This is a genomic window from Desulfuromonadaceae bacterium (assembly GCA_019429445.1).
In the GTDB taxonomy this organism is placed as follows: domain Bacteria; phylum Desulfobacterota; class Desulfuromonadia; order Desulfuromonadales; family JAHYIW01; genus JAHYIW01.
The window spans coordinates 81823-106405 of the sequence record JAHYIW010000008.1; the positions used below are offsets into that span (position 1 = coordinate 81823).

Below are 24583 nucleotides of genomic sequence, written 5' to 3' on the forward strand. Positions count from 1 at the left end.
CTACCGTTCGGTAGCCCCCGCAGAGTCATAACAACATTTGCCGCAGGCTAGAAATGATGTCCGCCGGCAGTGAAGGCATAAATCATCAAGATCAGCAGGGCAATCCCGGTGAACAACGCCGCAAAACCAAAGCCCTTCAAGACAAAGTCGTAAACGACACCGCTCGGTTTTTCCTTGGCATACTGTTCAAGAATGCCCTGCTCCTCATAACGTTTCCACTGATCGCCGCGTTCTTCAACGAACTCTTCCTTCGGCAGTTCGCCATTAAAGATAACAAAGTCCATCGGGAACTTTTCGGGGCGTCCGTGAGTATTAAAGAAGTGGACGGTGAAGATGAAGCCGGTCGCCAGCAGGGCTTCGTCCGAATGGATGATTGTGGCGACGTTGAAAACCCAACCGGGCAGGAACATCCCGAAAAACTCCGGAAACCAGAGCATCAACCCCGACCCACCGATGGCAAACATCCCCCAGAAGACGGCGAGGAAGTCGAATTTTTCCCAGTAGGTCCAGCGATCGAAGGTCGGTTTTGGCCCGATGAACATGAACCAGCGAATCATGGCCGTGACGTCACGGACGTCACGCAAGTTGGGACAAAGCGATTCAGGCCCGAACAGGCGTCTGAAGAAGTCCGCTACCGATTCGAGTCGGTAAAAAAGGAACTTGATGCTCATCGCTATCGCGGCAAAAAAGTAGGCGAAGGTGATCACCGCACCGACGCGGTGCAAGAAGGCCGCAACCGGCGCTCCGCCGTAAAAATTCATCATGACCGTAGCCCATTCCTGCTCGGCGAATTTGAGCGGGATCCCGGTCAGTGACAACAGCAGGAAGCTGGTGATGACCAGCAGATGGAGGAAAATATGTAATTTGGTGAAACGGCGATAGATTTTGTGGCCGTCAGGAAGGGAGTGACAGTGCCCGGCAATGAGGGCCACTTTCTTTTCACGGTTCTCGACAAAACCACGGAACATCCACAACAAGGTATGAATCCAGAAAACAGCAAAGGTCCCCACCAACAACCCGGTCATTGAAACATAGGTGTAGTAAAGGAGCGGATAGTTGGCCTTGTCGGTCATTTCTCCGTGCGGGTAGAACTTGATAAATTGAGCAGAGGAATTTTCGTGGCACGTGCCACAGATCGCAACCAGGTTTTCCGCGTTGAGGCTTGATTTTGGATCGCTATGCGGAAGAATGGAGTGCGCGGTGTGACAATCGGCGCAACCGGCCACCAGCTCAGGATAACCGAGTTCAAAGTTTTTGCCGTGGTAACTTTTCAGGTAAGTTTCAAACGCGATGTCGTAAACGCCATTCTTTTTCATCAACTTTTCATCAGCATGACATTTCTGGCAAACATCCGTGTGAAAAGCACGGACCCGATGGTCCTGGGCATTGCCGATTTCTTTGATGTCGTGAAGGTTATGGCAATCGAGGCAGGCCGCTGAATCAAAGTTCCCCCCGCTGACAGCTTTCCCGTGAATGGATTGCTGATACTCCTCGGACACCCCATCATGGCATTCGGCGCATTTTGCGCTGGCGATTCGTTTGTCGCCCTTCCATGGCTGCTGGGAATGAATCGTTGCGTGGCAGGTGGCGCAACCGATTTCGTTCAACATGTGCACGCTTGAGTAGTGCTCCGCCGTCTCTTTCTTGTGGCAACGCACGCACTTCACCGGGCCGGGCATCAATTCACCCTCCTGGTGCAGCTCAACATTTATCAGTTCAACGTGACAGGCAACACAGCCATTGGAACCGTGAACCGAAGCCGCGAACTCCTCAGCAGAAACCACATCACCATGACATTCAAGGCAGGTCTCGGCCCCGGCAGCAAGATGCTGACCGGCCAGTGCCTGAGAACTCAACAAAAATGGAATACATAGCGCAACAAGCAACCGGGTCATCCTCATCAAACGATCTCCTTTAGTTAGAAATTGAAAATACATATATTCAATATGAATAACAGTCGCGGGAATTAGCGGAAATGCCCGAAATTCCAAGAACAGACCTTGTCAGCTCGTCAAATAAAAAATGTCCGGAAAACTGAACTGACTATGCCAGCATTGGCACAATAAATTAGTGTGGATATATCATATTCAGCCCATTAATCCTAGTTAAAATGACGAAGAATAATACCATAATCAAATCATAGCGCAACAAAAAACTGACACACAAAAACCATGTGTAATCAGATAGTTGTTCCCCTGAAGAGGTGCCAATCCAGCAAGAAATACAGTTGAAGACAGGACTGCAAACGTCCGAGAATATTCGCGGTTTTAACGAGTTTCAGGTAAGCTGGCACTCATTTTCGGCCTGATTAGCTTTGTCTGCTTAAATATTTTTAGTGGTGGTGGCTTAAAAACTGCTCTCTGGTTTTACGCGAATTGTGGTATGTTCGCCAGGGTGCGCATTTCCATAACCGTGCTATCCAAACCATTTCATGCATTTTTGCACAAGCATCGCCTTGCCTGGAGAATATTATTGGTGTCATGATGAAAATTCTTGTTGTTGATGATTCACTCTTCTCTCGTTTGCACACCTGCAAGCCTCTGCGCGAGGCGGGGTATGACCTTGTTGAGGCCACAGATGGCATTGAGGGCCTGGCCGCAGTCGATAAACACCGGCCTGATTTCATTATTACCGACCTGTTGATGCCGAACCTTGATGGTATCGCTTTTCTGGCCGCACTCAAGGAACGTGGCAGCATGATACCGACACTGGTATTGACCGCTGACATTCAGGACAGCAAACGTCAACAATGTCTGGAGCTGGGAGCCAGAGGGTTTCTCTACAAACCGGTCATGAAAGAAAAACTTTTAGAGGAAGTTGCCAAACTGTCTGATCTGTAGAAAGGGCTTGACCGATGCGAGTACCGAACGACGCACAACTTGATGCGCTGAAAGAAATTGTCAATGTCGGTGTCGGACGAGCGGCGGCATCACTGAATGAACTCCTTGAGACCCACATTGAGCTTGATGTTCCTGCGGTATTGATTCTTCATCCGGAACACATTGATCTTCAGTCAACATCGCTTGGCAGCGAACAGGTTGCCTGTGTCCGCTTGAACTTTGAAGGGTCGTTTGCCGGGACTGCCGCCCTGCTCTTCCCACCGCAGAGCGCCATCAATCTGGTTAGCGCCTTAACGGGTAGTGACGAAGATGCGCTGCAGATGAATGCCGTGATGGCTGGAACGCTCAGCGAAGTCGGTAATATCGTGATTAACGCCGTCATCGGTTCGATCGGCAACCTGCTGGAGCAAGCGTTTGAATACTCGCTGCCAAATTATCTCGAAGGGCATATTAAAGATCTGTTGCGTGCCCCGGATACGACCACCGAATATTCGATTCTGTTGATTCAAACTCACTTTCTGGCCAGCAACAAACAGATTGACGGGAACATTTATATTTTCTTCGAGGTGGGCTCTTTCGACGCATTGCTTGACTCTATCGACAACATCCTTGGAGCTTCCTGACCCGGTATGGCTGGCGATCGCTTCCGTGACATACATTTCTTAATGCTCGATCATGTACCCATCGGCCAATTAGTTCTCGACCGCAACTACACCGTCCTCTTCTGGAATCGCTGTCTGGAAATCTGGACCGATATTTCCCGCAACACCATCGTCGGCACCAGCCTCTTCGATCATTTTCCCCACTTACTTGCCAACAAATACCATGCACGCATCACGTCGGTTTTGACCAACGGACTCCCGGAAACATTCTCGGCGCAATTACACCCCCATTTTTTTGCAGCACCGTTGCCCGGTAACAAATTGCGCGTATTTCAGACGACGATCGCCGCACTTCCGGCTGGCGATGGCAATTACGCCCTCTTCTCCATTCAGGATGTCACCAGTTTGATGGAAGCAATCAGCACCCATCAACTGGCTCTGCGCCGGACTCGTGCCGAGGTGGAAATGCGCCGTGCTGCCGAAAAAAGGCTTCTTGGTCGAACGGATGAGTTACAGCAGCTCAACCAGGCATTGAAAGAAAAAGCAACCCGTGATGGCCTGACCGGACTCTACAATCACCGCCACTTTCACCTGATGCTGCAACGCGACTTTCTGCTCGCTCGACGCGATGGCACAGATCTCGGCTGTTTGATTATTGATCTTGATTTTTTTAAAAAAGTCAATGACACCCACGGTCACCCGTGCGGTGACAGTATTTTGCGGGAATTTGGTGAGTTGTTGCTGCATCGCACCCGTAGCAGTGACTTCGTCGCGCGCTACGGTGGGGAGGAATTTGCGATCCTGCTGACCAATACTTCTCTGGATGGAACGGTAACTTTTGCAGAAATGTTACGCAATGTCATTGCCGAACACGTTTTCAGATATGGTGCGACCAGAATCCAGTTGACTTGCAGTATCGGCGTTGCCTCACGACTCGCGCACCTGCCCAGCTATCCCAAAGAGTTACTTTCTTTCGCTGACCGGGCTCTTTACCAAGCTAAAGCGCTGGGACGCAATCGCACCGAGAGCTTCGTCCTGCCGTAAAACCAGGGCTCGCCAGCGGAAAACAGAGAGCATCAGTTCTTGCGCCGTTTTGCATTCCAATAGTGCGGTTCTATCTCGCTATTGAAGCGCTCGACAAATTCATCGAGTTGTTCTTCCGTCAGGGCGACACCGCCGCCCGGCAGGTCAACGTAGGGATCGCGATGGGCAATCAAACGATCAAACATCATCCAGGCCGTTGCAACATCCCGATGACAAAAGGAAATCAAGCGGGTAACGACGTCCTGATCGTGAAAAGGTTGCATCGTCATAATCACACCTCTTTCTCCAACTATCTGAATAACAGTTAACCATAAAACCTGTTTAATTCAAGATCGGCGGGAAAAGGCTGGGCAGGGGCTAAGGGTTGTGCGTGGCGTTAAAGAAATCTCCGTCAGGCTTGATGACGAAGCTATTCCATCCCCAGTTCAAAATTGAACAGCGAGGTTTGCGGAACCGGTCGATCGTGACGGTAGGCGTCAAGGATTTTTTTGGCGACGGGAGAAAATGCGCCGAGATGCCCGAGTTCAATGACAAAACGTTGGCAACCGAGGGCACGCAATTGTCCCAGGTGGCCGAGCAGCGAGAAATCAACCTCCGGGCGGACGATCGTCAATCCTTGACGAACGGTAACCTGATACCCTTCTCCCCGGTCAGATAGCAGTGGTTGACCGGCATTTTTACGCGGCACGGGAATCCGGGAAGTCAACAGCGGGACATTTCCATAGACGGTTATCTCCGTATTCAGTTCCAGCGGTCGGCTTAACAGTTCGGTGATATTTTCACGATCATCTTCCAGATACAGGGTGACATCGACCAGTCCCAGTTCACGCCAGGCTGCGGCGGACTGGCTGTTGAGCGTAAATAGACGATAACCGCCAGCGAGACGCAACCCGTGCAATCCTGCAAAGAGTGGGAAGTGGCCGAGATTATTCAGCCGAAAACGGCGAAAGCCCCGGGTATGAAGTTCCTCCACCAGTCCCCGGCATTCATCCCAGCGTTCTCCAATGAGGATAAATGGAAGATCCCAGATGATCCTGTTTTCGCTCCCCCGCCGCCAGCGTCCGGCTTTATCCAGTTCATCGACATTAGCCGTAGTCAGCGGCAGCAAAACTTCGTCCACGGCAAGGTCAGCGAGAATTCGCAAATCCTGTGCCCGTTCGATAGCCACGACCAACGCAGAATCGCCTCGTTGCCAGCCATTCGCAAAGGGGAGTAACGCCGCCCGCGCCTGCTCCCGGCGGCGGCGACCCAGCCCCTCCCGGCAGTTTTTCACCAGGGTGCCGAGCTCGGCGTAAAAATCCCGCCGGATCTCATTCAGCCGACTGAGGGGAGCGATCACTGTCGGCAGTTCCTCTGTCGTCAAACACTCCAGGGTCCAGGGGTGTGTGCCGGTTTTTGCGAAGACTTTGGATAAAATTTCCACCGTCAGCGGGCTTTCCGCTGCCGGAACAGTGGCGAGCGGATATTCACGTTCCAGAGCAACCCCCGGCAATTCCGCTGCCAAATGCAGCCGGTCACCGTGCAACAAGGCATTTAACTTCAGCCTTAACGGAACCGCTCCTGCTGCGGCCAGCTGTCGGCGGCAGGCCGCATCGCTCAGCGTAAACGCCTCCCGCGAGGAGACTTTAAAAACGGCGTCCCCAACCTTGAACTTGTCACCAAAGGGAGAGGGGACACTGACGATTGATTGGGTGGCGGCGGTGGCGACGGAACGTTTGCCGGACTGGATCTGCTTCACAGTAAACGCTGTCCCCGCCTGATCAGATCGCGGTTGTACGCGAATCCGGTCACCAACCTGGAGGATGTCACGCGTTTTGAACTGAATCGTTTTGCCGTTTACACCGGCAACATCCCCGAGATAGCGCCCGGTTGCTCCCTTGACCTGTGGCACGACGATATCGCGTCCTTCACCGGCGGGCAAAAATCCTTTGGTTGGCGGACGACCGAACGAATCGCGTAACTGCCCTTTGGCGCGAGTGAGTTCTGCGTTACGGTCAGCGGGCCGGGCATCAAGAACACGGCGATAAGCTCCGACAACATTATAAACGTACTCGGCACTCTTCATCCGCCCTTCAATCTTGAGACTGCAAATCCCGGCGTTTGTCAATTCAGGAAGCAGGTCAATGACGGAAAGATCGTTGGGGGAGAAATAGTAGCCGTCACGTTGACGATCCCGATAACGGCGCCTGCAGGGCTGCGTGCAGCGCCCCCGATTACCGCTTTTGCCACCGAGCCAGGAAGAAAAGAAACATTGACCGGAAAAGGAGAAACAGAGCGCCCCGTGAACAAAGTGTTCCAGTTCCAACGTTGTGGCCGCGCGGATCGCCGTAATTTCAGCGAGACTCAGTTCGCGCGCCAACACGCCGCGCGTGAATTTCAACTCTTCGAGCATCCGCACCCCGGCGACATTGTGGATTGTCAGCTGGGTTGAGGCGTGCAATTCAAGTTCCGGGAAATATTCACGGGCCAGACGCCAGACGGCGAGATCCTGAAGAATCACCGCATCAACACCAAGCTCCACAAGGGTGGCAAGGGTATCGATCAGTTGCGGGAGTTCGCGCTCCTTGACCAGCGTGTTGAGGGTAACATAAATTTTCCGCTGCCGACGGTGAGCATAATTCAGCATTCCACCAAGATCAGTAAAATTGATATTCTTGGCTTTGGCGCGTGCGGAGAAGTCCTTCAGTCCACAATACACCGCGTCCGCACCAGCTTCCATCGCCGCAAAAAAGGCTTCCAGGTTCCCGGCAGGGGCGAGTAATTCGGGTTTATTTTTTGTTAAAGAAGCCAAGTCTTATCTATCTTCCCGTTTGTTCGTTGTCGCGGGGGCTAAACCAGCAGTCCCCGATCGGCAAAACTGACATAGGTACCGCTGCCGATAATTATATGGTCGAGAACGCGAACGCCCATTAATTCCCCCGCCTGGCGCAGGCGGGTGGTGATTTCGATATCTTCGCGGCTTGGCGTCGGGTCCCCCGACGGGTGATTATGGACCAGCAGGATGGCTGCCGCCGATTCGCGCACAGCCGGAGCGAACACTTCGCGTGGATGCACAATGCTGGCATTCAGGCTCCCTTGTGAAATATGCACTTCGCGAATAACGCGGTTTTTGCTGTCAAGCAACAGGGTGTAGAACGATTCCTGTCGTGCCTCACGCACGATCTCATGGTAGTGGTGGAAAACTTCAGCCGAGCTGGAAAAGCGTGCGCCGGGTTGTAACGGGGCAGAAGCGAACCGCCGCGCTAACTGAAAAACTGCCAGTAATTCCGCTGCTTTGGCCGGGCCAATACCGCGTATCTTGCACAAATCACCGGAACTGGCCTGGCCCAAACCTCTCAATGAGCCGAATTGATGGAGCAGCTGGCGAGCCAGATCCAGCGCGCTGTTGCCACTTACGGCATCACCGGTGCGCAGGATCAACGCCAGCAATTCTGCTTCACTGAGGGTGTTTGCACCAAAGCGGAGCAACTTTTCCCGTGGGCGTTCATTCTCCGGCCAGTCCTTGATTCCACGCATGATCCCCTCCTGTTGAATGTTGCAGACGCAATTTTGACGGCGATTGTAGCACAAGCGTCGGCTCCCCCGGACAAAAAATCACGAGGGCCGATTATGACCGGCCCTCGTGAAACGGATGGTTAAAACGAAATTATTTGCCCCGAGGTTGAACCGGCTTCTTCCAGAAAACCCCCATCACCTCGCTATCGCGAGGATTAATGACCGCGCCAAAACGAAGCATCTTTTTCTCAATCTCCGCCCAGTTATCACCTCTGGAGATCGCCGCATCAATGCGCTCGCGTGGATGACATTTGACGCAACGCTCGGCAACCACCGCATCAAACTCGGTCCGGCTTGGCTCAGCGGCGATCACGGGACAAACAAACAACGCACTCAACAGCACGCTCCACAACAACCGATATTTCATCGTTCACTACTCCCTGACAAACGTATCAATATCTGTTTCGTGGACCATCCCCATCATGCGGGCATATTCCGATTCGATAATTGCGTAATGGTTGCGGGTCTCTTTTGCCATGCGATCAAAGACCTGCCGCACGCCAGGATCGACAATGTGGGAAGCGGTAAATTCCAGCTGCCTGGCCAGATCCTCCTCTTCACGCAGTGCCAGTTCCATGGCGCGTCGTTCATGAACATCTTGATCAAGCACTGTTTCCAGTTCTTCGTGGATCACCAGCCTGGCCGAGGGTGCGGAGATAAATTCATCGAAAGTCCCCAGCTCGCCCGCGCAAAGATGAAAAAAACTTGCGGCATGTTCGCGCTCCTCCCGGGCAAGGGTTGAAAAGACCTTCTTGGCACCGGGATCGGTGACGATTTGCGTCGCCCGAAGGTAAAAATCCATCACATTTTTTTCGGTCTGGGCCGCATTTTTGAGCGCCGTCTGCATATTGAATTCTTGTGGCATGGTATTCTCCTTTGCATAAAATTTCAGTGACTGTCAATTCTCAGTTCATTCAACCTGCCTCAATTCTACCAGATTACTGCAAAAAAAGAATCAACTATAACATTTTTAGTCACCTATCCCAGTAACAACCTGGCGGCGAAGACCAGTACCGTAACACTCACCACGCGCTGAATCCAGCTGTGCCCTTTGCTCACCGACAAGTGCGTACCAAGCCAGCCACCGAACGAATTGCCGACCGCCAGCGACAGGCCGAGAGAGTAATCGATCTGGCCATGCACAATGAAAATAACCAGGGCAACGCTGGTAAAAGCAAAGATCACGATGACCTTGATCGCATTGATTTCGACCAGATCGAGGCCATGTACCAAAAGGGCGGAGATAATCAGAAAGCCGACTCCGGCCTGCACAAAACCACCATAAATGCCGACCCCGAAGAAAGTCACAAAGAGGACCGTGTAGCGCAGCGGGGTCAGCTCCTGGGCGATGGTTCTCCAGCGCTTCATCGGATCAAACGTCGTCAGGAGCAGCACGCCGATCATAATGACACCCAGCACTTGACGGAACAGCTCATCACTGATATCGACCGCCAGCTGGGCTCCAATGTAGCTGCCGACCAACGCCGGAAAAGTACACCACAGCGCCAGGCGGAGCGGGAACACCCCGCGCAGGCGAAAGGTGTTGATCGCAAAAATATTTTGGCAAAAGATTGCGATCCGATTGGTCCCGTTGGCGGTTGCCCCCGGCAGACCGAGAAAAATCAGCACCGGAAGAGTCAACAACGAGCCCCCCCCGGCGATCACGTTGAGACATCCGGCCACTGCGCCGACGACCACCAGCAGCGGTGCCTGCCATAACAGGGCAGACGTCACGGCACGTTCTCGCCGAGGAGCGCGGTTACCACCGCCCCGGCCATCGTCAGTCCGAAGATCGGCGGAACCCAGGAAGAACTGCCGAGAATCACGCGTCGATCAGCGCAATTCCAGACCTGTTCTTCCCGGTTGGGACAGACACAATCCGTGCCACAGGCGGAAGGTTCGCTGCCCAAGGGACGGAATTCTTCTGTCGAATAGACGACCCGGACGCCCGACTCAATCCCGCGCCTGCGCAGTTCGCGGCGCATGATTCGCGCCAGGCGACAGCGGGTGGTGTCCGCCAGATCAGCAACCTTGATCGCCGTCGGATCAAACTTGTTGGCCGCTCCCATCGAAGCAATGATCGGCAAGTCGCGGCCCTTGCAGGTCGCAATCAGGTGGAGTTTGGCCGTAATGTGATCGATGCAGTCGAGCACATAATCAAATCGTTGATGCAATAATTCCGCCGCGGTTTCAGCGGAATAAAACGCTTTGCGCGCAACAACATTGATCGCCGGATTAATTTCCCGACAACGTTCCGCCATGACCTCGACCTTGGCGCGACCGATCGTGTTGTACAAGGCATGAATCTGCCGATTGATGTTGGTGATGCAGATGTCATCGAAATCGACCAGCTGCAAGTTGCCGATCCCGGCGCGGGCCAGCGCCTCGACAGCGTAACTGCCAACGCCGCCAATACCGAAAACCGCCACCGAGGCTGCCTGTAATTGCGCCAAGCCCTCTTTGCCGGTCAAGAGACGCATCCGTGACAAACTGTGTTGATCGGTCATCCAGCTTTCTCCCCTTCAGTGTTCAAGGCGTAAAACGCGGCGGGCATTGGCCGTTGTCGTCCGGGCGGTCTGCGCCAGGCTCCAGTCACGCAGTACCGCCAGTCGCGCCGCAATCAGCGGCAGATATTCCGGGCGATTCGGGGTTCCACGATGGGGATAAGGCGCGAGATCGGGCGCATCGGTTTCAAGCACCAGCGCTTCATCCGGCACAATTTCAACCACTGTTGCAACCCGCCGGGCGTTCGGCCAGGTCAACACTCCACCGATGCCGAGGGCAAACCCGAGCTTGATCAATCGCCGTGCGCTTTCAATACTGCCGCTAAAGGCATGCATGATTCCTCCGACCCGCTCGGCCCCTTCCTCCGTCAAAATTTCGATGATCCGGCCGCTGCGGTGTCGGCAGTGAATCAGGACCGGCAGTCGCAAGTTGATCGCCAACCGCAGTTGCACACAAAAAACCTCTTCCTGCAACGCAGTTGACGTCGTGGCTTCAGCATCAAGACCGATCTCTCCGACCGCAATTGTTTGCGGTCGTTGCAACAACTCCGTCAGGCGGTGTGCAATCGCCGGACTCCATTCCGCTGCCGCCTGGGGATGCAGCCCAAAAGCGAGGGATACATCACGGTGTTGGCGTGCCAGAGCATCAAGCTTTGCCCAGCGGGAAGCCGTTACCCCAGGCACGACAAACCGCCCGGTTCCGGCGGCACGAGCCGCTGCCAGGTCACCTTGACAGCGGTCAAGATGGACATGCGTATCAATGAAGTTCAGCGGATCCATAATCCTTCCGATGCTGGCACAAAAAGCTCCTGTTGTGAATTGATTTCGGATCAGGAGAATGTAAAAGTCAAACCACACCAGCCGCTTACTGTGCACAAGTTTTTTCGCGCAGGCTCTCGAAGCGGCATGGTTTACCGGTTTATTCAGCCTTGACAGCTGTTCTCGGAGTTTTCTCCATCAACGCTTCAATCAACAGTCCCAGCGGAATGGCCAGCGCGACGGTTAATAATGACCGGGCCAAAGAAAAACGCCAGCCGAGAAAGCTGCTTTCCAGCGGAATCATCTGCAACTTGACGGCGTACGTCGAGAGAACCGTCGTGATCACTGCCCAGCGGGCACCCGCCTTGCGGATCGCTTGTAACAACGGAAAGATCAGATACGGGGGCCCGATCAGGATCATACCGCAAAAAGCCGAAAGCAACAGCGCCATCCAGCCGCTGTCCGTACCGAGCAGACGCGCAACAGCGTCCTTGCTGATCCAGACCTGAAGCAGGCCGATCAGGCCGATCACCGCGACAATGATCAGCGCCACCGACAGCAGCAACGTCCCCCCCGAGGTCAGGGCGCGCAGCGCACGCTGCGGAGCGTACAGCAATGCGCCCAGATAGAGGATACCGGTCAGAAACGGCAACCAGTGGGCGCGCACCGATGCACCAAGGGTCAGTGCCGGGCGCTGGCGGCCCCGCTTCATATCACCATCCCGATCAGCCAACCGATCAGCAGCGCGGTCAGAAAAGTCAGGCCGTTGCGCAGCAAGGCATAGCGGACACCGAAGATGGTGATCTCGAACGGCAAAGAAATGATGCCGACCGAAACCCAGGCGACAATAAAGGCCGCAACCGCTGCCGGCAGGGCTCCCGCGTTCAGCAAAGACCCGGCCAGGGGGAATGCCGCGACCGGCGGTCCCATGGCAATAGCGCCAAGACCGCCGCCGATCAATACCGAGTGCCAGCCGCCGGTAGCGCCGAGCTGTTCCTCAATCAACCGCTGGGGAACAAATTCCTGGAGCAGTCCGACCAGCGCGAAGATCGCCAGCAACAAAGGGAGCAACTTCACCAGTGCGGTCGCTCCGGTGCGCAGGCTGGAGATGGTTTTATCAGGAGATTTACGCCAGCAGACCAGATAGATCGCGCCGATCAGCAGCAGGTAGATGAGACCGAGTTTCGTCATGCCGATTCCGTCCAGACAGATGATTTTCTGCGGATGTTAGCTTAGCAGGGTTTAGAACAAAAGGGAAAGATTCCGGTCGCCCGCCAGCTGGCGGGCGACCGGAATGCGGCTTTTCAGCATGATGGTAATTGCATTTCCTAAAACTATGTTTTATAATCTCGCCGAAAGTTAAATATTCCCATTGTTCACGTTGCGGGTTTTCCCGGCGTGCGGAGGTTTATATGCTGAAAATTATTCAACGGAGGATGTCCGCAAAAATTGTTATCGCCCTGATTTTTGTCCTGGCGATCATTATGGCGGTTTCCTCTTACCTGATCGTGCAACGGCGCGCTCAGGCACTTGAAAAGGAACTGCTGGTCAAGGCCAGTTCGATGGCGATGGTCGGTGCAAAGGGGCTGGAAGGTTATCTGGAATCGTTTCTGGAGACGAAGCGGTTGTCCACAGAGGAGCTGTTCGATACCAACTATCAAAAAATAGAAAGTGGTCCGTTGGCCAATGCCGACCCCCCCAAATTTTCAACCGACTATGACCAATTGTTCGACACGACCATTCTGCCTTTTGAAGACACTTTTGTCGAAAAAGATTCGATGGTTGTTTTCGCAGTCCTGGTCGACGTCAACGGTTATCTGCCAACGCACAACTCCCGATATTCGCAGCCATTGACGGGCGACAAGAAGAAAGATGTTGTCGGCAATCGCACCAAGCGGATGTTCGATGACCCGGTCGGATTGAAAGCAGCGCGTTACAACAATGAGGATGGCAACAGCTACCTGCTGCAAATCTATCAGCGTGATACCGGTGAAAAAATGTGGGATGTTTCCGCACCGGTCTATGTTCGTGGCCAACACTGGGGGGCGTTCCGCATCGGTTTCTCGATGCAGCAAACCGAACTGGCGATCGACGCCCTGCGCGATGATATTGCCTTGACCATGCTCGCCATGCTGCTCATCGCCGCGCTGACGATTTACCTGGTGGTCGCGCAATTTACCCGCCCGCTCAAGCGACTGACAATGATTGCCGACAAGTTCGCCACCGGACAGTTCGGTGAGACCATCGAGATTTCATCACTTGACGAGGTTGGTCAGCTGTCACGATCGTTCAACCAGATGACGCAGGTCATTGTCAGAAACCTTGAGGGGGAAATCGAAAAGAGCAATCGTCTTTTCGAGCGCGTCAAGGAAGCGATCCAGCAACTCTCCTCGGGGGCGAACGAGATGATGGCGATTTCGACGCAGCAAGCTTCCGGCGCGACAGAACAGTCCAGTGCCGTGCAGCAGGCAACAACAACCTCCGAAGAAATCGCGATTACCGCCAAGCAAGTCGCCGACAATGCTCTGCGCGTCGAAGCGTTGGCGGAACAGACCTCCTCCGTCAGTCTCAACGGAACGGTGGCGACGGAAAATGCCATCGACGGCATGAACCAGCTTAAACATCAGGTACAGGCAATCGCCACAGCGATGCTGCAGCTCGGTGAAAACTCCCAGAAAATCGGTGGCATCGTCGACATTATTGATGAGATTTCCGATCAGACCAATCTGTTGTCACTGAATGCGGCAATCGAAGCCGCCGGAGCCGGGGAAGCAGGCAAGCGCTTCTCTATTGTCGCCAACGAAGTTAAACGTCTGGCGGAACGCACCGCCGACGCGACGACCCAGATCAAAGGACTGATCGAACAAATCCAGAAAGCAACGAACGCGACCATCATGTTGACCGAAGACGGCACCAAGGATGTTGACCGGGCCAGCAATCTGGTGACGAATGTTGCCGAGGAACTGGCGCGGATTACCCAGATGGTCCACGATACCGCCAGCGCGGCAAGTGAAATCAAGCTGTCAACCCAGCAGCAGACCACCGCCTGTGAGCAGATGGCGGAAACAATTTTTGAGGTGCGTGACGTCGCGACCCAGGTGGCCACCGGAGCCCAGGAGACGGAGCGGGCAACAAACGAGTTGCTCCTGCTGGCTGAGTCGTTACGCGACCTGATGGAGACCGATATCCAGGACAAAGGGACGGTCGCCGCCGCCGGCGGGGCGACAGTCATGCAGCGGATTCTTGAGCAAGCGATCGATTCAGGACGGTTCCGGATCGAGGATCTGTTTGATGCAGACTATCAGCCGATTCCGCATACCGATCCGCAAAAGTATCACACCCGTTACGACACGTTTCTCGATAAGATGATTCAGGATATTGAGGATGCCTACCTGAAGGATGACCATGTGGTCTACGCCGTCCTGGTTGATCGCAACGGTTATCTGCCGACCCATAATTCAAAATTTACACAGCCGTTGACTGGCGACCGCGCCAAAGATGTGTTGGCAAACCGGACCAAACGGATCTTTAACGATCCGGTCGGAATCAAGGCGGCACAAAATAAGGAGGAGATCCTCACTCAGGTTTATCACCGCGATACCGGAGAAAAAATGTGGGATATCTCTGCCCCGGTCTATGTCAAGGGGCGCCATTGGGGTGGGTTCCGCATCGGTTATTCGATGGACTGATCGGTTGATTGAAAATTCAGCATACCGAGCGGGCTGTACAGGCCCGCTCTTTTTTTCTGCTCAAACCCAGGGAAGACATCACTACCAACTTAACTTTGATGTCCTCAAAAAAACTCATGGGATGGCTAAGCAAAAATTTAGTCCTACAATGCCTGATGGTTTTTCAGGGGCGAAGACCTACATCAGGCAGGTCGAGGTCCTGAAAAAGCAGCGTAACGCAGCTGGGCGGATTTTTTGCGACGCCATCACCTTTGATCCTGCTGACTTTATTGGTCGGCCTCTTTTTACTGGACATTTATAACTTGTCCGGTTATATATCTCACATACAGAAACATTCATCCACATGGAGGCACTTTTATGCTATATTTCTTCCGCACCCTGCACGCAACCCTTCTTCTTGGCACACTCCTCTTTTCCCTGACCACACCGGTCAGCGCCGCGCAACCCCAGGTTTTATTTGATCAGGGGCACGGGCAAATGTTCACTATTGCCGGTAAAGGTGATCTTGACCTGTCAACGTTTGCCCGGCTGTTTGATGAGGCCGGTCGCGGTGTGCCGCGCGCACAAAGAGCCCCGTTTGACGATGCCGCCCTGTCCACAGCACGGGCACTGGTGATCTCCGGTCCGTTTTCCCCCTACAGTGATGCCGAAGTGGAAACGCTCTTCAAGTTTGTTGAAAAGGGTGGTCGTCTGGCCATCATGCTCCATATCGGACCGCCTGCGGCGCACCTGCTGGAGCGTCTTGGCGTGAATGTCGCTAACGGCGTGGTGCGTGAAAATGAGGCGCTGCTTGACGGCAACCCGCTGAACTTTTCAGTCGCACAGTTGGGAACGCATCCGGTATTCTCCGCCATTGAATGGTTCGATCTTTACGGCTCATGGCCGCTGTTGCCGGTCGGCGGTAATACGCGCGCCGAAGCGGAAACCGGGCCGCAGGCCTGGGTCGATCTGAACCGCAGCGGCCAATTTGACGCCCAGGATGTCCGGCAGAGCTTTGCCGTGGTCATTTCAGGCCGGATCGGCGCGGGCGAGTTCCTCGTCTTCGGTGATGACGCGATTTTTCAGAATCGCTACCTGACCGGCAATAACCTGCAACTGGCCCGTAATCTGGCGGACTGGCTGACAAAATAAGCAGCAGAGAGACCGATGGGTAATCCTGGCGAATTTTTACAAACCTGTGCAGCGGGAAAAGTTTGGTTATTCTGTTCTCAATGTGACACAGCCGTCAACTTTAACGCTGTAGAACATCTTGACTGCATTGAAAACCCGCACTACTGGGGACCCGAGCCCTGGTGGCACGACACCAGGGTATTTCGCTGTCCGCTCTGCCTTGGCAAACAACAATCGGTACTGCACGTCAATGACTGAGTTCAATCCATCTTGGCTGACAAAACCCGCTCTGGCGGGTTTTGTCGTATCTACACTAAAATAAAAATCTGGCAGAGGTTGACAGTATCGCCAGAAAACGGTATCAACGGGAGAAATTTGCGCTGCCCCTGCATGGTGAGCGGCAAGCCGCTTTCAGGGAGAAAGGATCTGACCGATGATTAGAGCTGTAGAGGGGGATACCGTCAAGGTTCACTATGTCGGAAAACTGACCGACGGTACCATCTTTGATAAATCCCCCGAAGACCGTCCGCTACTCTTCCAGATTGGCAAAGGCGAAGTCATCGCCGGGTTTGAACGTGGCGTGTGCGACATGTTTCAGGGCGAAAAAAAGACTCTTGCCATCCCTCCGGAAGAGGCCTACGGGGTGCATAAGTCCGCGCTGGTCGAGGAAGTGGATCGCGCCCTTATCCCTGCCGAAGTCACGTTGCTGGTCGGGCATCAGCTCGAAGTGACGCCGGAAGAAGGGCACCCTTTTCTGGTTCTGATTACCGGTTTGTCAGATGAAACCGTGACGATTGACGGCAACCACCCCCTGGCGGGGAAAGATTTGCACTTTGACGTTGAATTACTGGAAGTCCGCAAAAAACCGCTCAACTGAGGCACATAGCGGGTTCCACCCGGCTATCCTCGACAGGTTGTCGTGACATGCTAAAGACGCTTTCTTACCTTCGTGGTCTGTTTGCCGGACTGCTGCTGGTCCTCAATACTGCTGTGATCTGCGTGCCGTTATTTTTCTTCGCCTTGCTCAAGCTGCTGATTCCACTGCACAGCTGGCGCACCGCTTGCAATCATGTCCTTGACACCATTCAGTGCGCCTGGATCAGCGGCAACCGCCTGTGGCTGCGCGGCCCCGAAAAGGTCAGCTATCATGGAGCGCCCCTGTGCAAGGATCGCTGGTGCCTGGTGACCTGCAATCATCAGGCGTGGGCGGACATCTTTATTGTCCAGTCGTTGCTCAACCGACAGCTGCCACAGATGAAGTTTTTTCTCAAACAGGAACTGCTCTGGGTGCCGGTAGTCGGGCTGTGCTGGTGGGCGCTCGATTTCCCTTTCATGAAACGTTACAACCGGGAACAGCTGAAAAAAAATCCGAAAAAACTCGGCAAAGATCTGGAAACTGCCCACAACGCCTGCCGTAAATTTCGCGACCGACCGGTAGCGATCTTCAATTTTATGGAGGGCACCCGCTTCACCGCAGAAAAGCATCAGCAACAAAACTCCCCCTTCACACACCTGCTCAAGCCGAAGGTGGCCGGCACCGGACTGGTGCTTGACGTGATGGGGAAAGAACTCCATTCCCTGGTGGACTTGACGATCCACTACCAGGGGAAAGTGCCGGGGATGCTGGCTCTGCTGCGCGGCGATTACGGTCAGGTCAGCGTACACATTAATCAGCGGGAGATTCCGCCGGAGCTGCGCGGACGTAACTACGGCAGTGACAAGGAGTTTCGCGGTCTGCTCCAGAGCTGGATCTACCAGCTGTGGGAAGAGAAAGATCGGACGCTGGAAAAGTTTTCCTCCGGGGAGACCGCTTTACAATCCACGGCGGGGTGACTATACTGACCTCTGTCAGCGGTGCCTTTCATCGATCATTCCCTTGAGCTATTTCTTTCCTGAAGGAGCCATCACGCCATGTTGAAACGCCTGTCCATGTTAGTGCTCGCCGTCCTCGTTATCTTGCCCGCCCTTGGCGGCTGCGGTTACAATCAGATCCAGAAGAACGAGGAGGGTGTTTTTGCGGCCTGGGCCAATGTTGAAGCGACCTACCAGCGCCGCGCTGACCTGATTCCCAATCTGGTCGAAACGGTCAAGGGGTATGCCGCGCACGAGCAGGAGACGTTGCAATCGGTTACCACGGCGCGCGCCAGTGTCGGTCAAACCCAGATCAATCCGGGTGACCTTTCCGATCCGGCGAAGATGCAGCAGTTTCAGCAGGCGCAAGGCGCTCTTTCCGGAGCCCTCTCGCGGCTATTGGTGGTGGCCGAGCGCTACCCCGACCTGAAAGCCAACCAGAATTTCCTCGATCTGCAACACCAGCTTGAAGGGACTGAAAACCGGATCAACGTTGCTCGCCAGCGCTACAACCAGGCGGTGCAAACCTTTAACAGTTTCATCCGCTCCTTTCCCAACAACCTGACCAATAATTTCCTGCTCCATCTGGAACGCAAGGAACCGTTCAAGGCGACGGCAGGGGCCGAAACAGCGCCTGCGGTGAAGTTTTAAATGGAGCTGCGTCGTTTCACCCGAAACGCGCTGTTGTCAGCTGGCCTCTTCCTGCTCGTGCCGCTCGCGGCGGTGGCCCTTGATGTACCGCCGCATAGCGGCTATGTGAACGACCTTGCAGAGCTGATTTCTCCAGCAACGGAGCTGAAGATTGAGCGTTTTCTGCGCACTTTCGAGGCAAGTGACTCGACCCAACTGGTGGTGCTGACGATTCCATCCCTCGAAGGTGAAGCGCTGTATGAATACAGTCTGCGCGTTGCCGAGAAGTGGCAGATCGGACAAAAGGATAAAGATAACGGTGCCTTGCTGCTGATTGCCAAGGCCGAGCGCCAGCTACGGATCGAGGTCGGCTATGGACTCGAAGGAAAGCTTACCGACCTGCTCGCCGGACGCATCGTTGATCTGGAAATCACCCCTTACTTCAAGGCCGGAGATTTTGAGAGTGGTGTCATCGCCGGGGTGACGAGTATGGCCGAAGCGGTGCGCGGTGAATACCAGGGGAGCGGAAAAGCGGCGCAGAAGAAAAAACGCAACCCGTGGGGGACATTGGCTCTGCTCCTCTTTCTCGGGCCCGGTTTGCTGTTGCTTGGCGGCGGGCGAGGCGGACGGCGGGGACGTCACAGCGGCGTGTGGATGGGTGGTGGTTTCGGTGGCGGCGGCTTTGGCGGCGGCTTTGGCGGCGGTGGTGGTTTCAGCGGCGGTGGCGGCGGGTTCGGCGGCGGCGGTGCCTCCGGCGGCTGGTGAGAACATCGGTCGGAAAGATCCTCTTGCATTTGCAACCGACGAACCACAAGGACAAAGGTTTCGTATCATGACAGCAAAAGATTTCTTCACCCGCGCAGAACAAGAACGGATCGAGACGACTGTCCAGCGAGTCGAGAAACGGACCAGTGGCGAAATTGTGCCGCTGGTGGTCGCTGAATCCTACACCTACCCGCGCGCCGAAATTCTTGGCGCGGGACTCTTTTCACTAGCGACCGCGGTCACCCTCAGTTGGGCTTTTTTGGGTGAATCGCTCTGGCATTTCCTGTGGCTCTTTGCCCTTGGCTATTTCCCCTTCAAAGGGCTGATCCGTCACCTCCCGGCACTGCGTCGTCGCCTTGTTCTTCCGCAGGAAATCAGCGCGGAAGTCGAAGAAATGGCGGCAATTGCTTTTCTTGAACATGGCCTCCATCGCACCCGCGATGAAACCGGTATCCTCATCCTTGTTTCCCTGTTTGAACGTCGCGTTCAGGTTCTGGCGGATCGCGGCATCAACGCTGTGGTTCCGGCTCACGCCTGGGACGGGATCGTGCAGACCATCGTTGCCGGCATTCATCGCGGGGAAACGTGCGCGGCGCTCTGTGCCGCGATTGAAACGTGCGGCGACCTTCTTGCCGAACATTTTCCGATCAAAACAGACGACACTGACGAATTACCTAATTTGATTATCCGCTAAACGATATTTTATCTTTCACCTGCGGAGAAAACATGCACCTTGTTGTGCTCCATGGCTGGCAGAAAGATGATGGTGAAACGATCACCTCGCTTTTCGCGACAGACACTCAACGTGGTGTCGGCACAAAAGTCAACGCTGCCGCGTTAATACAGTAGCGTTTTCCGGTTGGTGCCGGTCCGTCACCGAAGACATGACCGAGATGGCCGTCACAGCGGGCACAAAGAACTTCGGTGCGCACCATGAAAAACTTGCGATCTTCCGCAAAACGGACGTTCTCGGCAGCGACCGGGGCATAATAGCTCGGCCAGCCGGTCCCGGAATCATATTTCTGTGTGGCACTGAACAGATCAAGACCACACCCGGCGCAACGATAAATCCCCTCCTCGTGCTGCGCATGATACGCCCCCGAAAAGGCCTTTTCCGTCCCTTTTTCGCGTAAGATGTGGTACTGCGCCGGGCTCAGTTGCGCCCGCCACTCCTGCTCGCTTTTGACGACTTTTTCGCTCATGACAAACGTTCCTTCGGCAATTGAAAAAACCTTGAGTGCTGCGGCAGCGGGCGTGGTGAAAAACACCGCCAGAAACAAACCACCCGCAAGATATCTGTCCATCGCTATCTCCTTTCCGGAAAAACGCAACACGCGTCACACTGTTGGTAATAACGTTCAAGTAAACTATAACAGATTTTATCAGGATTTAACGATACGCTTGAGCTGCGGGAGGAAAAGGCGCGCGTCAGTAGGTAAGGCGCGCCAGCGGAGATTTGAGTGATGCCTGCATGGCATCCTCAAGAGTGAAGATCCCCCGTTCTTCGAGCAGGGGCAAAAGACGGACGAAAATTTCAGCGGTGACCAGTGCGTCCCCCAGCGCGGTGTGGCGACCGATCACTTCAACATTGAGACGGCGAGCCATTTCGTCGAGGGACTGGGAGTCCTGATTCGGTTGTACTGCCCAGCCGAGGAGCATGGTGTCGAGGACCGGATGGTCAAACTTGATGCCGGTCAGCTCCTCCTTCAGTTCCAGCAAACGCATATCGAACGCCGCGTTATGCGCGATCAGCACAGAATCTTCGCAAAAATAATAAAAGATTGGCAACACTTTGTCGATCGTCGGCTGACCACGCAGCGCTTCCGGTGGAATGCCGTGCACCGCCACCGACTGCGCCGGAACGTGGCGCTGTGGATCGACCAATTGATCGATATTCTCGTTATGCAGGATGCGGCCATTGACGATCCGTACCGCGCCGATCTGGATGATTTCATCCCCCTGGGACGGGTTGAGCCCGGTGGTCTCGGTATCGAACACCACAAACGTCAATTTGCGTAGCGGTCGCTGCCCGTACTCCTTCCAGGTTTCAGCCTGAAAGAGATCGAACTCGTAATTCACCGGGCGTTGTTCCGGGCCGCGTCCCACGGTCACCCGACCGCTGTCGTGCACGGCTTGCGGCAAAGTGACACAAACCCCACGGCAACTGGCGGCTTCGTCGAGCAGAATATCGATCGTGCCGCCGCTGTTGGTCAACAGCTCGCCGATCGACACCAGGCGGCCACGGGCATCACTGATCAAGGGGCGTGACTGCCAGTCGCGTACCGTCTCTTCGGCGAGCAGGCAGTTGATCCAGAAGATGCTGAGTTCAGCCTCGCGTTCGCCCCGTGCGGCCAGCGCGAGCTTGACCCCCGTCAGGGGTGAGCAGCTTTGCAGGCAGTTCGCCAATTGCGCCAGCCCTTGGGTAAGGGCGAAGCTGTCGACGCGAAACCAGAGTTCCGGATCGACCTGGGTGTGGACATCGACCCGCAACCGCCCGCGAAACTGCCGGGACAGCATTTCAATCAGGTAGTCGCCGAGAACCTCATCGATGGCCGTTTCGCCGAGGATGCTTTGCAGATATTCGCTGCGTGCCTGTTCAAGTTGATCCTCGATCGCCAGCGACGCCCGATCGATGACTTTACGCCGCGCGCCCAGTTCTTCCGGCGGCATATCTGGCCGCCGCAGGATACTGGAAATCGCTTCACGAATTTCCTGGGTCGAAAAGCGCATCGATTCGGTTAACGTCTGTATCATGGAATCGCGGCGCAACTCCAAATCAAGCTGATGGGTCATATTCTCCAGGGTGAGGACAAAACCGGAAATCTCGCGGATCTCCCCTTCGGTAAAGACCGGAACCATGATGATCCGCAGACAGAGACCGTCACGTATCGACAGCATGAAGGTCGTGACCGGATTCTGCTGCTCATTCGCGATATTCTGCTGCAGGGTGCTCAGCGCATGAACAATGGCTTCCCGATCGATTACGGCAAAGACCGAACGCCCCAGCCCGATCAATTTATCAGGTTGCTGTAACAGTTTCTGCGCCTGCGGATTGTAGAGCAGCACCTGCCCGTCCTTGTTGCACACCAGTACGCCGTTGGGCAATTCTGTCATCAACGCCGCCAGACGGTTCCGTTCGGCATGCAGTTGCGCACGGCCACGATCGATCTTGGCTTTGACTTCCGCTTGCAGGACTTCGAAGGCGACGGCTGATTCATTGATGATCGCTGTCAGATGCTGGAGTTCTTTGGCTCCGCGCGGTTTGATGCGGTAACCGGGGTTGGCAACGGAAATCAGGCGGGTTTCTTCACCGAGCTGAAGGATCGGGATAATGTAGTGACGAAAAAGCAGGCTGACCATACCGCCGATCAGGAACACCAGGAGAAATGCGGCGAGAATCGGAAAGCGCAACAGTTTTCCCGAAAGTTCCCCGACCAAAGACTGTTCCTCAGCGTCGAGCAAAATCCACGAACTATAAAAGGCTCCGAGAATGACCCCAAAAAGGATCAATGTAATCCCGAACAGAAAAATCCAGTATTTGACTTTGGGTGTCATCGTCATCATTGAAAGCTCTTGCGGCAAAGTCCGCTTGACGAGAAGTGTGTCATGCAACGCCGGATGCTCAAGGTACCGTTGCATCGTTACCCAGCTGCGAGGAGAATGCAATGAATAGTACCACCGTCTGCCCGGACTTGGCAAAATGTATTCAGAGTTGGGGGCAAACTTCCCCGTTTCCGTCACTCGTACCGCTAACCTTACCGGCACGTTTCGGTCGAAAAAGTCTTGACACCTCTGCCGCCGATGAGTCAGATTTGAGCTTTTACCGCCCTTAGTTCAACGCTGCACTTATGGAGATTGAGATGAATGTAGCAGAAAGCCGGGTCGACCTGACTGCGCGGGCCGACATAGAAAGCATCTGCGCCGATGCCGAGCTGTTGGCCAATGCCGAATTTTCCAGCCGATTGACTGAAATTGTCCCTTGCATCGTTTTGATCCTCAATCAGCAAAGACAGATTGTTTTCAGCAATCGGCGGTTGCTCACCCTGCTCGGTGTGACGAGTGATGACGATATCCTCGGCAAACGTCCTGGCGAACTTTTCGGCTGCGTCAACTCCGACCGTAACGTCGGCGGTTGTGGTAGTTCGGCACACTGCCAGGAATGTGGCGCGCTGAGAACGCTCCTTGAATTTCAGGGCCAGACCCCGACGGCCGGGCACGAATGCCGACTCTTGACCAGGGACGGTGAGGCTTATGAGTTTCGCGTCCAGGCGAGTCCCTATCAACATTCGGGCAAGAACTTCACCGTCTTCAGCCTTTATGACATCAGCGACAAAAAAAGACGCGAGGCGCTGGAACAGACCTTTTTCCATGATCTCAATAACCATCTGAACATCATCATGTGTTATTCGGAAGTTCTCAATGAGGTCAAGGATACCGCTGTGCTGGCGGAATATTGTAAAATTATTCAGACTTCGGGCAAGGAACTGTGCGAAGAAATTGCCGCGCACCGACGGCTGTTGCAGGCGGAAAGAGGTGAACTGTCGCTCAACATTGCAATCATCGAATCGCTGACGGTACTTGGCGATACCATGAAGATGTTTTGTGAACATGCGCAGTGGCAAGACCGCAAGGTTGTCGTCGACATACGTTCGGAAATCGTCGGGATGTTGACCGACCGGACGCTGCTGTTGCGGGTGCTCGGCAATATGCTGAAGAATGCCCTCGAAGCAACATCATCGGGCGATGAAATCCGCCTCGCCTGTTACCAGGACGAACCGTCGCGGGTCATCTTTAGTGTCCATAACCCCGGTCATATTCCGCAATCGGTTCAGTTGCAGTTATTTCAGCGCTCCTTTTCTACCAAAGGGGAAGGGCGCGGCATCGGCACCTACAGCATGAAATTGTTTGGCGAGAAGTATTTGAAAGGTGAAGTCTGGTTCGTTTCAAATGAGGATGAGGGGACAACCTTCAATTTTTCATTGCCGGTGGAACATCCCGCTTGCAGAGAAAAGAAGGGTGAGCGTGCGCAGTAACGCCCGCGGCTGAAAAATATCCTTATACATCTCAACTTTCGCAGACGATAAAAATCGAAAAAGCGGAAAAAGCCGTAACAGTTTAGTCCCCTTTGCATGTGCCGACGCAAGCATGCCACGAGATTGCCGGGGCGTGCTCGCTCCGGATCCGCACTGCTCAAATCTGAAACCATTTACTGCCGTGGAGTTTTCTTCTGCCGA

General features: G+C 54.4%; 25 protein-coding genes. 12 read left to right on the plus strand and 13 right to left on the minus strand.

Annotation, left to right across the window (positions count from 1 at the left end; all coding sequences use genetic code 11):
- Positions 1-47: 47 nt before the first annotated feature.
- Entirely contained in the window at positions 48-1901 is a 1854-nt protein-coding gene (locus K0A93_04560) for a cytochrome c3 family protein (GenBank protein ID MBW6511378.1), read from the minus strand.
- Between the two features lie 579 nt (positions 1902-2480).
- On the opposite strand from K0A93_04560, the gene K0A93_04565 reads away from it, so the two are divergent.
- Genes K0A93_04565 through K0A93_04575 form a run of 3 tightly spaced genes read left to right on the plus strand, consistent with a single transcriptional unit; the run spans position 2481 to position 4486 of the window.
- The gene (locus tag K0A93_04565; protein MBW6511379.1) at positions 2481-2840 is read left to right on the plus strand and encodes a response regulator; all 360 of its coding nucleotides are present in this window, start codon (positions 2481-2483) and stop codon (positions 2838-2840) included.
- Between the two features lie 14 nt (positions 2841-2854).
- Entirely contained in the window at positions 2855-3463 is a 609-nt protein-coding gene (locus tag K0A93_04570) for a chemotaxis protein CheX (GenBank protein ID MBW6511380.1), read from the plus strand.
- Positions 3464-3505: 42 nt separating this feature from the next.
- Complete coding sequence (locus K0A93_04575; GenBank protein MBW6511381.1) at positions 3506-4486, plus strand: GGDEF domain-containing protein; 981 nt, start codon at positions 3506-3508, stop codon at positions 4484-4486.
- Between the two features lie 32 nt (positions 4487-4518).
- Here K0A93_04575 and K0A93_04580 read toward each other — a convergent pair whose 3' ends face one another.
- The 10 genes from K0A93_04580 to K0A93_04625 all read right to left on the minus strand — a co-directional run bounded on the left by K0A93_04580 (position 4519) and on the right by K0A93_04625 (position 12495).
- On the minus strand, positions 4519-4755 hold the full coding sequence (locus K0A93_04580) for a hypothetical protein (GenBank protein MBW6511382.1): 237 nt from the start codon (positions 4753-4755) through the stop codon (positions 4519-4521).
- A 140-nt stretch (positions 4756-4895) separates the two neighbouring features.
- Entirely contained in the window at positions 4896-7205 is a 2310-nt protein-coding gene (locus K0A93_04585) for a U32 family peptidase (protein MBW6511383.1), read from the minus strand.
- 110 nt (positions 7206-7315) lie between these two features.
- A complete protein-coding gene (gene radC / locus K0A93_04590) occupies positions 7316-8005 on the minus strand; it encodes a DNA repair protein RadC (protein ID MBW6511384.1) in 690 nt (229 codons plus the stop codon).
- Positions 8006-8132: 127 nt separating this feature from the next.
- Positions 8133-8408: a hypothetical protein gene (locus K0A93_04595; GenBank protein ID MBW6511385.1), complete on the minus strand. Its 276-nt coding sequence runs from the start codon at positions 8406-8408 to the stop codon at positions 8133-8135.
- Between the two features lie 6 nt (positions 8409-8414).
- Complete coding sequence (locus K0A93_04600; GenBank protein MBW6511386.1) at positions 8415-8906, minus strand: ferritin family protein; 492 nt, start codon at positions 8904-8906, stop codon at positions 8415-8417.
- A 113-nt stretch (positions 8907-9019) separates the two neighbouring features.
- Positions 9020-9775, minus strand: coding sequence for a sulfite exporter TauE/SafE family protein (locus K0A93_04605; GenBank protein MBW6511387.1), 756 nt, complete (start codon positions 9773-9775; stop codon positions 9020-9022).
- A complete protein-coding gene (locus K0A93_04610; GenBank protein MBW6511388.1) occupies positions 9772-10548 on the minus strand; it encodes a tRNA threonylcarbamoyladenosine dehydratase in 777 nt (258 codons plus the stop codon). The genes K0A93_04605 and K0A93_04610 overlap by 4 nt, the downstream gene beginning before the upstream one ends.
- A gap of 15 nt (positions 10549-10563) precedes the next feature.
- Complete coding sequence (locus K0A93_04615; protein ID MBW6511389.1) at positions 10564-11325, minus strand: TatD family hydrolase; 762 nt, start codon at positions 11323-11325, stop codon at positions 10564-10566.
- A gap of 139 nt (positions 11326-11464) precedes the next feature.
- A complete protein-coding gene (locus K0A93_04620) occupies positions 11465-12016 on the minus strand; it encodes a permease (protein MBW6511390.1) in 552 nt (183 codons plus the stop codon).
- Positions 12013-12495 (minus strand): permease, encoded by a 483-nt coding sequence (locus K0A93_04625; protein ID MBW6511391.1) that lies wholly within the window; start codon positions 12493-12495, stop codon positions 12013-12015. Before K0A93_04625 ends, K0A93_04620 begins: the two co-directional genes overlap by 4 nt.
- A gap of 233 nt (positions 12496-12728) precedes the next feature.
- Between K0A93_04625 and K0A93_04630 the strand changes: the two genes are divergently transcribed.
- The 8 genes from K0A93_04630 (at position 12729) to K0A93_04665 (ending at position 20043) form a co-directional block, all read left to right on the plus strand.
- On the plus strand, positions 12729-14993 hold the full coding sequence (locus tag K0A93_04630) for a methyl-accepting chemotaxis protein (GenBank protein ID MBW6511392.1): 2265 nt from the start codon (positions 12729-12731) through the stop codon (positions 14991-14993).
- Between the two features lie 4 nt (positions 14994-14997).
- The gene (locus tag K0A93_04635) at positions 14998-15294 is read left to right on the plus strand and encodes a hypothetical protein (protein ID MBW6511393.1); all 297 of its coding nucleotides are present in this window, start codon (positions 14998-15000) and stop codon (positions 15292-15294) included.
- A gap of 56 nt (positions 15295-15350) precedes the next feature.
- The gene (locus K0A93_04640; GenBank protein ID MBW6511394.1) at positions 15351-16124 is read left to right on the plus strand and encodes a DUF4350 domain-containing protein; all 774 of its coding nucleotides are present in this window, start codon (positions 15351-15353) and stop codon (positions 16122-16124) included.
- A 412-nt stretch (positions 16125-16536) separates the two neighbouring features.
- Positions 16537-16980 carry an FKBP-type peptidyl-prolyl cis-trans isomerase gene (locus K0A93_04645; GenBank protein ID MBW6511395.1) on the plus strand — a complete coding sequence of 148 codons (444 nt, stop codon included), beginning with the start codon at positions 16537-16539 and terminating at the stop codon, positions 16978-16980.
- A 47-nt stretch (positions 16981-17027) separates the two neighbouring features.
- Positions 17028-17936, plus strand: a complete 909-nt coding sequence (locus K0A93_04650; GenBank protein MBW6511396.1) for an acyltransferase — start codon at positions 17028-17030, stop codon at positions 17934-17936.
- 81 nt (positions 17937-18017) lie between these two features.
- Positions 18018-18605 (plus strand): LemA family protein, encoded by a 588-nt coding sequence (locus K0A93_04655; protein ID MBW6511397.1) that lies wholly within the window; start codon positions 18018-18020, stop codon positions 18603-18605.
- The gene (locus K0A93_04660; protein ID MBW6511398.1) at positions 18606-19349 is read left to right on the plus strand and encodes a TPM domain-containing protein; all 744 of its coding nucleotides are present in this window, start codon (positions 18606-18608) and stop codon (positions 19347-19349) included.
- Between the two features lie 67 nt (positions 19350-19416).
- Positions 19417-20043: a TPM domain-containing protein gene (locus K0A93_04665; protein MBW6511399.1), complete on the plus strand. Its 627-nt coding sequence runs from the start codon at positions 19417-19419 to the stop codon at positions 20041-20043.
- Positions 20044-20149: 106 nt separating this feature from the next.
- On the opposite strand, the gene msrB is transcribed toward K0A93_04665, so the two are convergent.
- Positions 20150-20551: a peptide-methionine (R)-S-oxide reductase MsrB gene (msrB, locus tag K0A93_04670; protein MBW6511400.1), complete on the minus strand. Its 402-nt coding sequence runs from the start codon at positions 20549-20551 to the stop codon at positions 20150-20152.
- 226 nt (positions 20552-20777) lie between these two features.
- Complete coding sequence (locus K0A93_04675) at positions 20778-22988, minus strand: hypothetical protein (protein ID MBW6511401.1); 2211 nt, start codon at positions 22986-22988, stop codon at positions 20778-20780.
- A 221-nt stretch (positions 22989-23209) separates the two neighbouring features.
- On the opposite strand from K0A93_04675, the gene K0A93_04680 reads away from it, so the two are divergent.
- Positions 23210-24382 (plus strand): PAS domain-containing sensor histidine kinase, encoded by a 1173-nt coding sequence (locus tag K0A93_04680; GenBank protein MBW6511402.1) that lies wholly within the window; start codon positions 23210-23212, stop codon positions 24380-24382.
- The last annotated feature ends 201 nt before the right edge of the window (positions 24383-24583 follow it).

Excerpts from the sequence above, each read along its gene's own strand:
- K0A93_04560 (MBW6511378.1), bottom strand. The coding sequence starts at position 1,901 with ATGAGGATGACCCGGTTGCTTGTTGCGCTATGTATTCCATTTTTGTTG.
- K0A93_04565 (MBW6511379.1), top strand. The coding sequence starts at position 2,481 with ATGATGAAAATTCTTGTTGTTGATGATTCACTCTTCTCTCGTTTGCAC.
- K0A93_04570 (MBW6511380.1), top strand. The coding sequence starts at position 2,855 with ATGCGAGTACCGAACGACGCACAACTTGATGCGCTGAAAGAAATTGTC.
- K0A93_04575 (MBW6511381.1), top strand. The coding sequence starts at position 3,506 with ATGCTCGATCATGTACCCATCGGCCAATTAGTTCTCGACCGCAACTAC.
- K0A93_04580 (MBW6511382.1), bottom strand. The coding sequence starts at position 4,755 with ATGACGATGCAACCTTTTCACGATCAGGACGTCGTTACCCGCTTGATT.
- K0A93_04585 (MBW6511383.1), bottom strand. The coding sequence starts at position 7,205 with ATGGAAGCTGGTGCGGACGCGGTGTATTGTGGACTGAAGGACTTCTCC.
- K0A93_04595 (MBW6511385.1), bottom strand. The coding sequence starts at position 8,408 with ATGAAATATCGGTTGTTGTGGAGCGTGCTGTTGAGTGCGTTGTTTGTT.
- K0A93_04600 (MBW6511386.1), bottom strand. The coding sequence starts at position 8,906 with ATGCCACAAGAATTCAATATGCAGACGGCGCTCAAAAATGCGGCCCAG.
- K0A93_04610 (MBW6511388.1), bottom strand. The coding sequence starts at position 10,548 with ATGACCGATCAACACAGTTTGTCACGGATGCGTCTCTTGACCGGCAAA.
- K0A93_04615 (MBW6511389.1), bottom strand. The coding sequence starts at position 11,325 with ATGGATCCGCTGAACTTCATTGATACGCATGTCCATCTTGACCGCTGT.
- K0A93_04620 (MBW6511390.1), bottom strand. The coding sequence starts at position 12,016 with ATGAAGCGGGGCCGCCAGCGCCCGGCACTGACCCTTGGTGCATCGGTG.
- K0A93_04625 (MBW6511391.1), bottom strand. The coding sequence starts at position 12,495 with ATGACGAAACTCGGTCTCATCTACCTGCTGCTGATCGGCGCGATCTAT.
- K0A93_04640 (MBW6511394.1), top strand. The coding sequence starts at position 15,351 with ATGCTATATTTCTTCCGCACCCTGCACGCAACCCTTCTTCTTGGCACA.
- K0A93_04645 (MBW6511395.1), top strand. The coding sequence starts at position 16,537 with ATGATTAGAGCTGTAGAGGGGGATACCGTCAAGGTTCACTATGTCGGA.
- K0A93_04650 (MBW6511396.1), top strand. The coding sequence starts at position 17,028 with ATGCTAAAGACGCTTTCTTACCTTCGTGGTCTGTTTGCCGGACTGCTG.
- K0A93_04660 (MBW6511398.1), top strand. The coding sequence starts at position 18,606 with ATGGAGCTGCGTCGTTTCACCCGAAACGCGCTGTTGTCAGCTGGCCTC.
- K0A93_04665 (MBW6511399.1), top strand. The coding sequence starts at position 19,417 with ATGACAGCAAAAGATTTCTTCACCCGCGCAGAACAAGAACGGATCGAG.
- msrB (MBW6511400.1), bottom strand. The coding sequence starts at position 20,551 with ATGAGCGAAAAAGTCGTCAAAAGCGAGCAGGAGTGGCGGGCGCAACTG.
- K0A93_04675 (MBW6511401.1), bottom strand. The coding sequence starts at position 22,988 with ATGCAACGGTACCTTGAGCATCCGGCGTTGCATGACACACTTCTCGTC.
- K0A93_04680 (MBW6511402.1), top strand. The coding sequence starts at position 23,210 with ATGAATGTAGCAGAAAGCCGGGTCGACCTGACTGCGCGGGCCGACATA.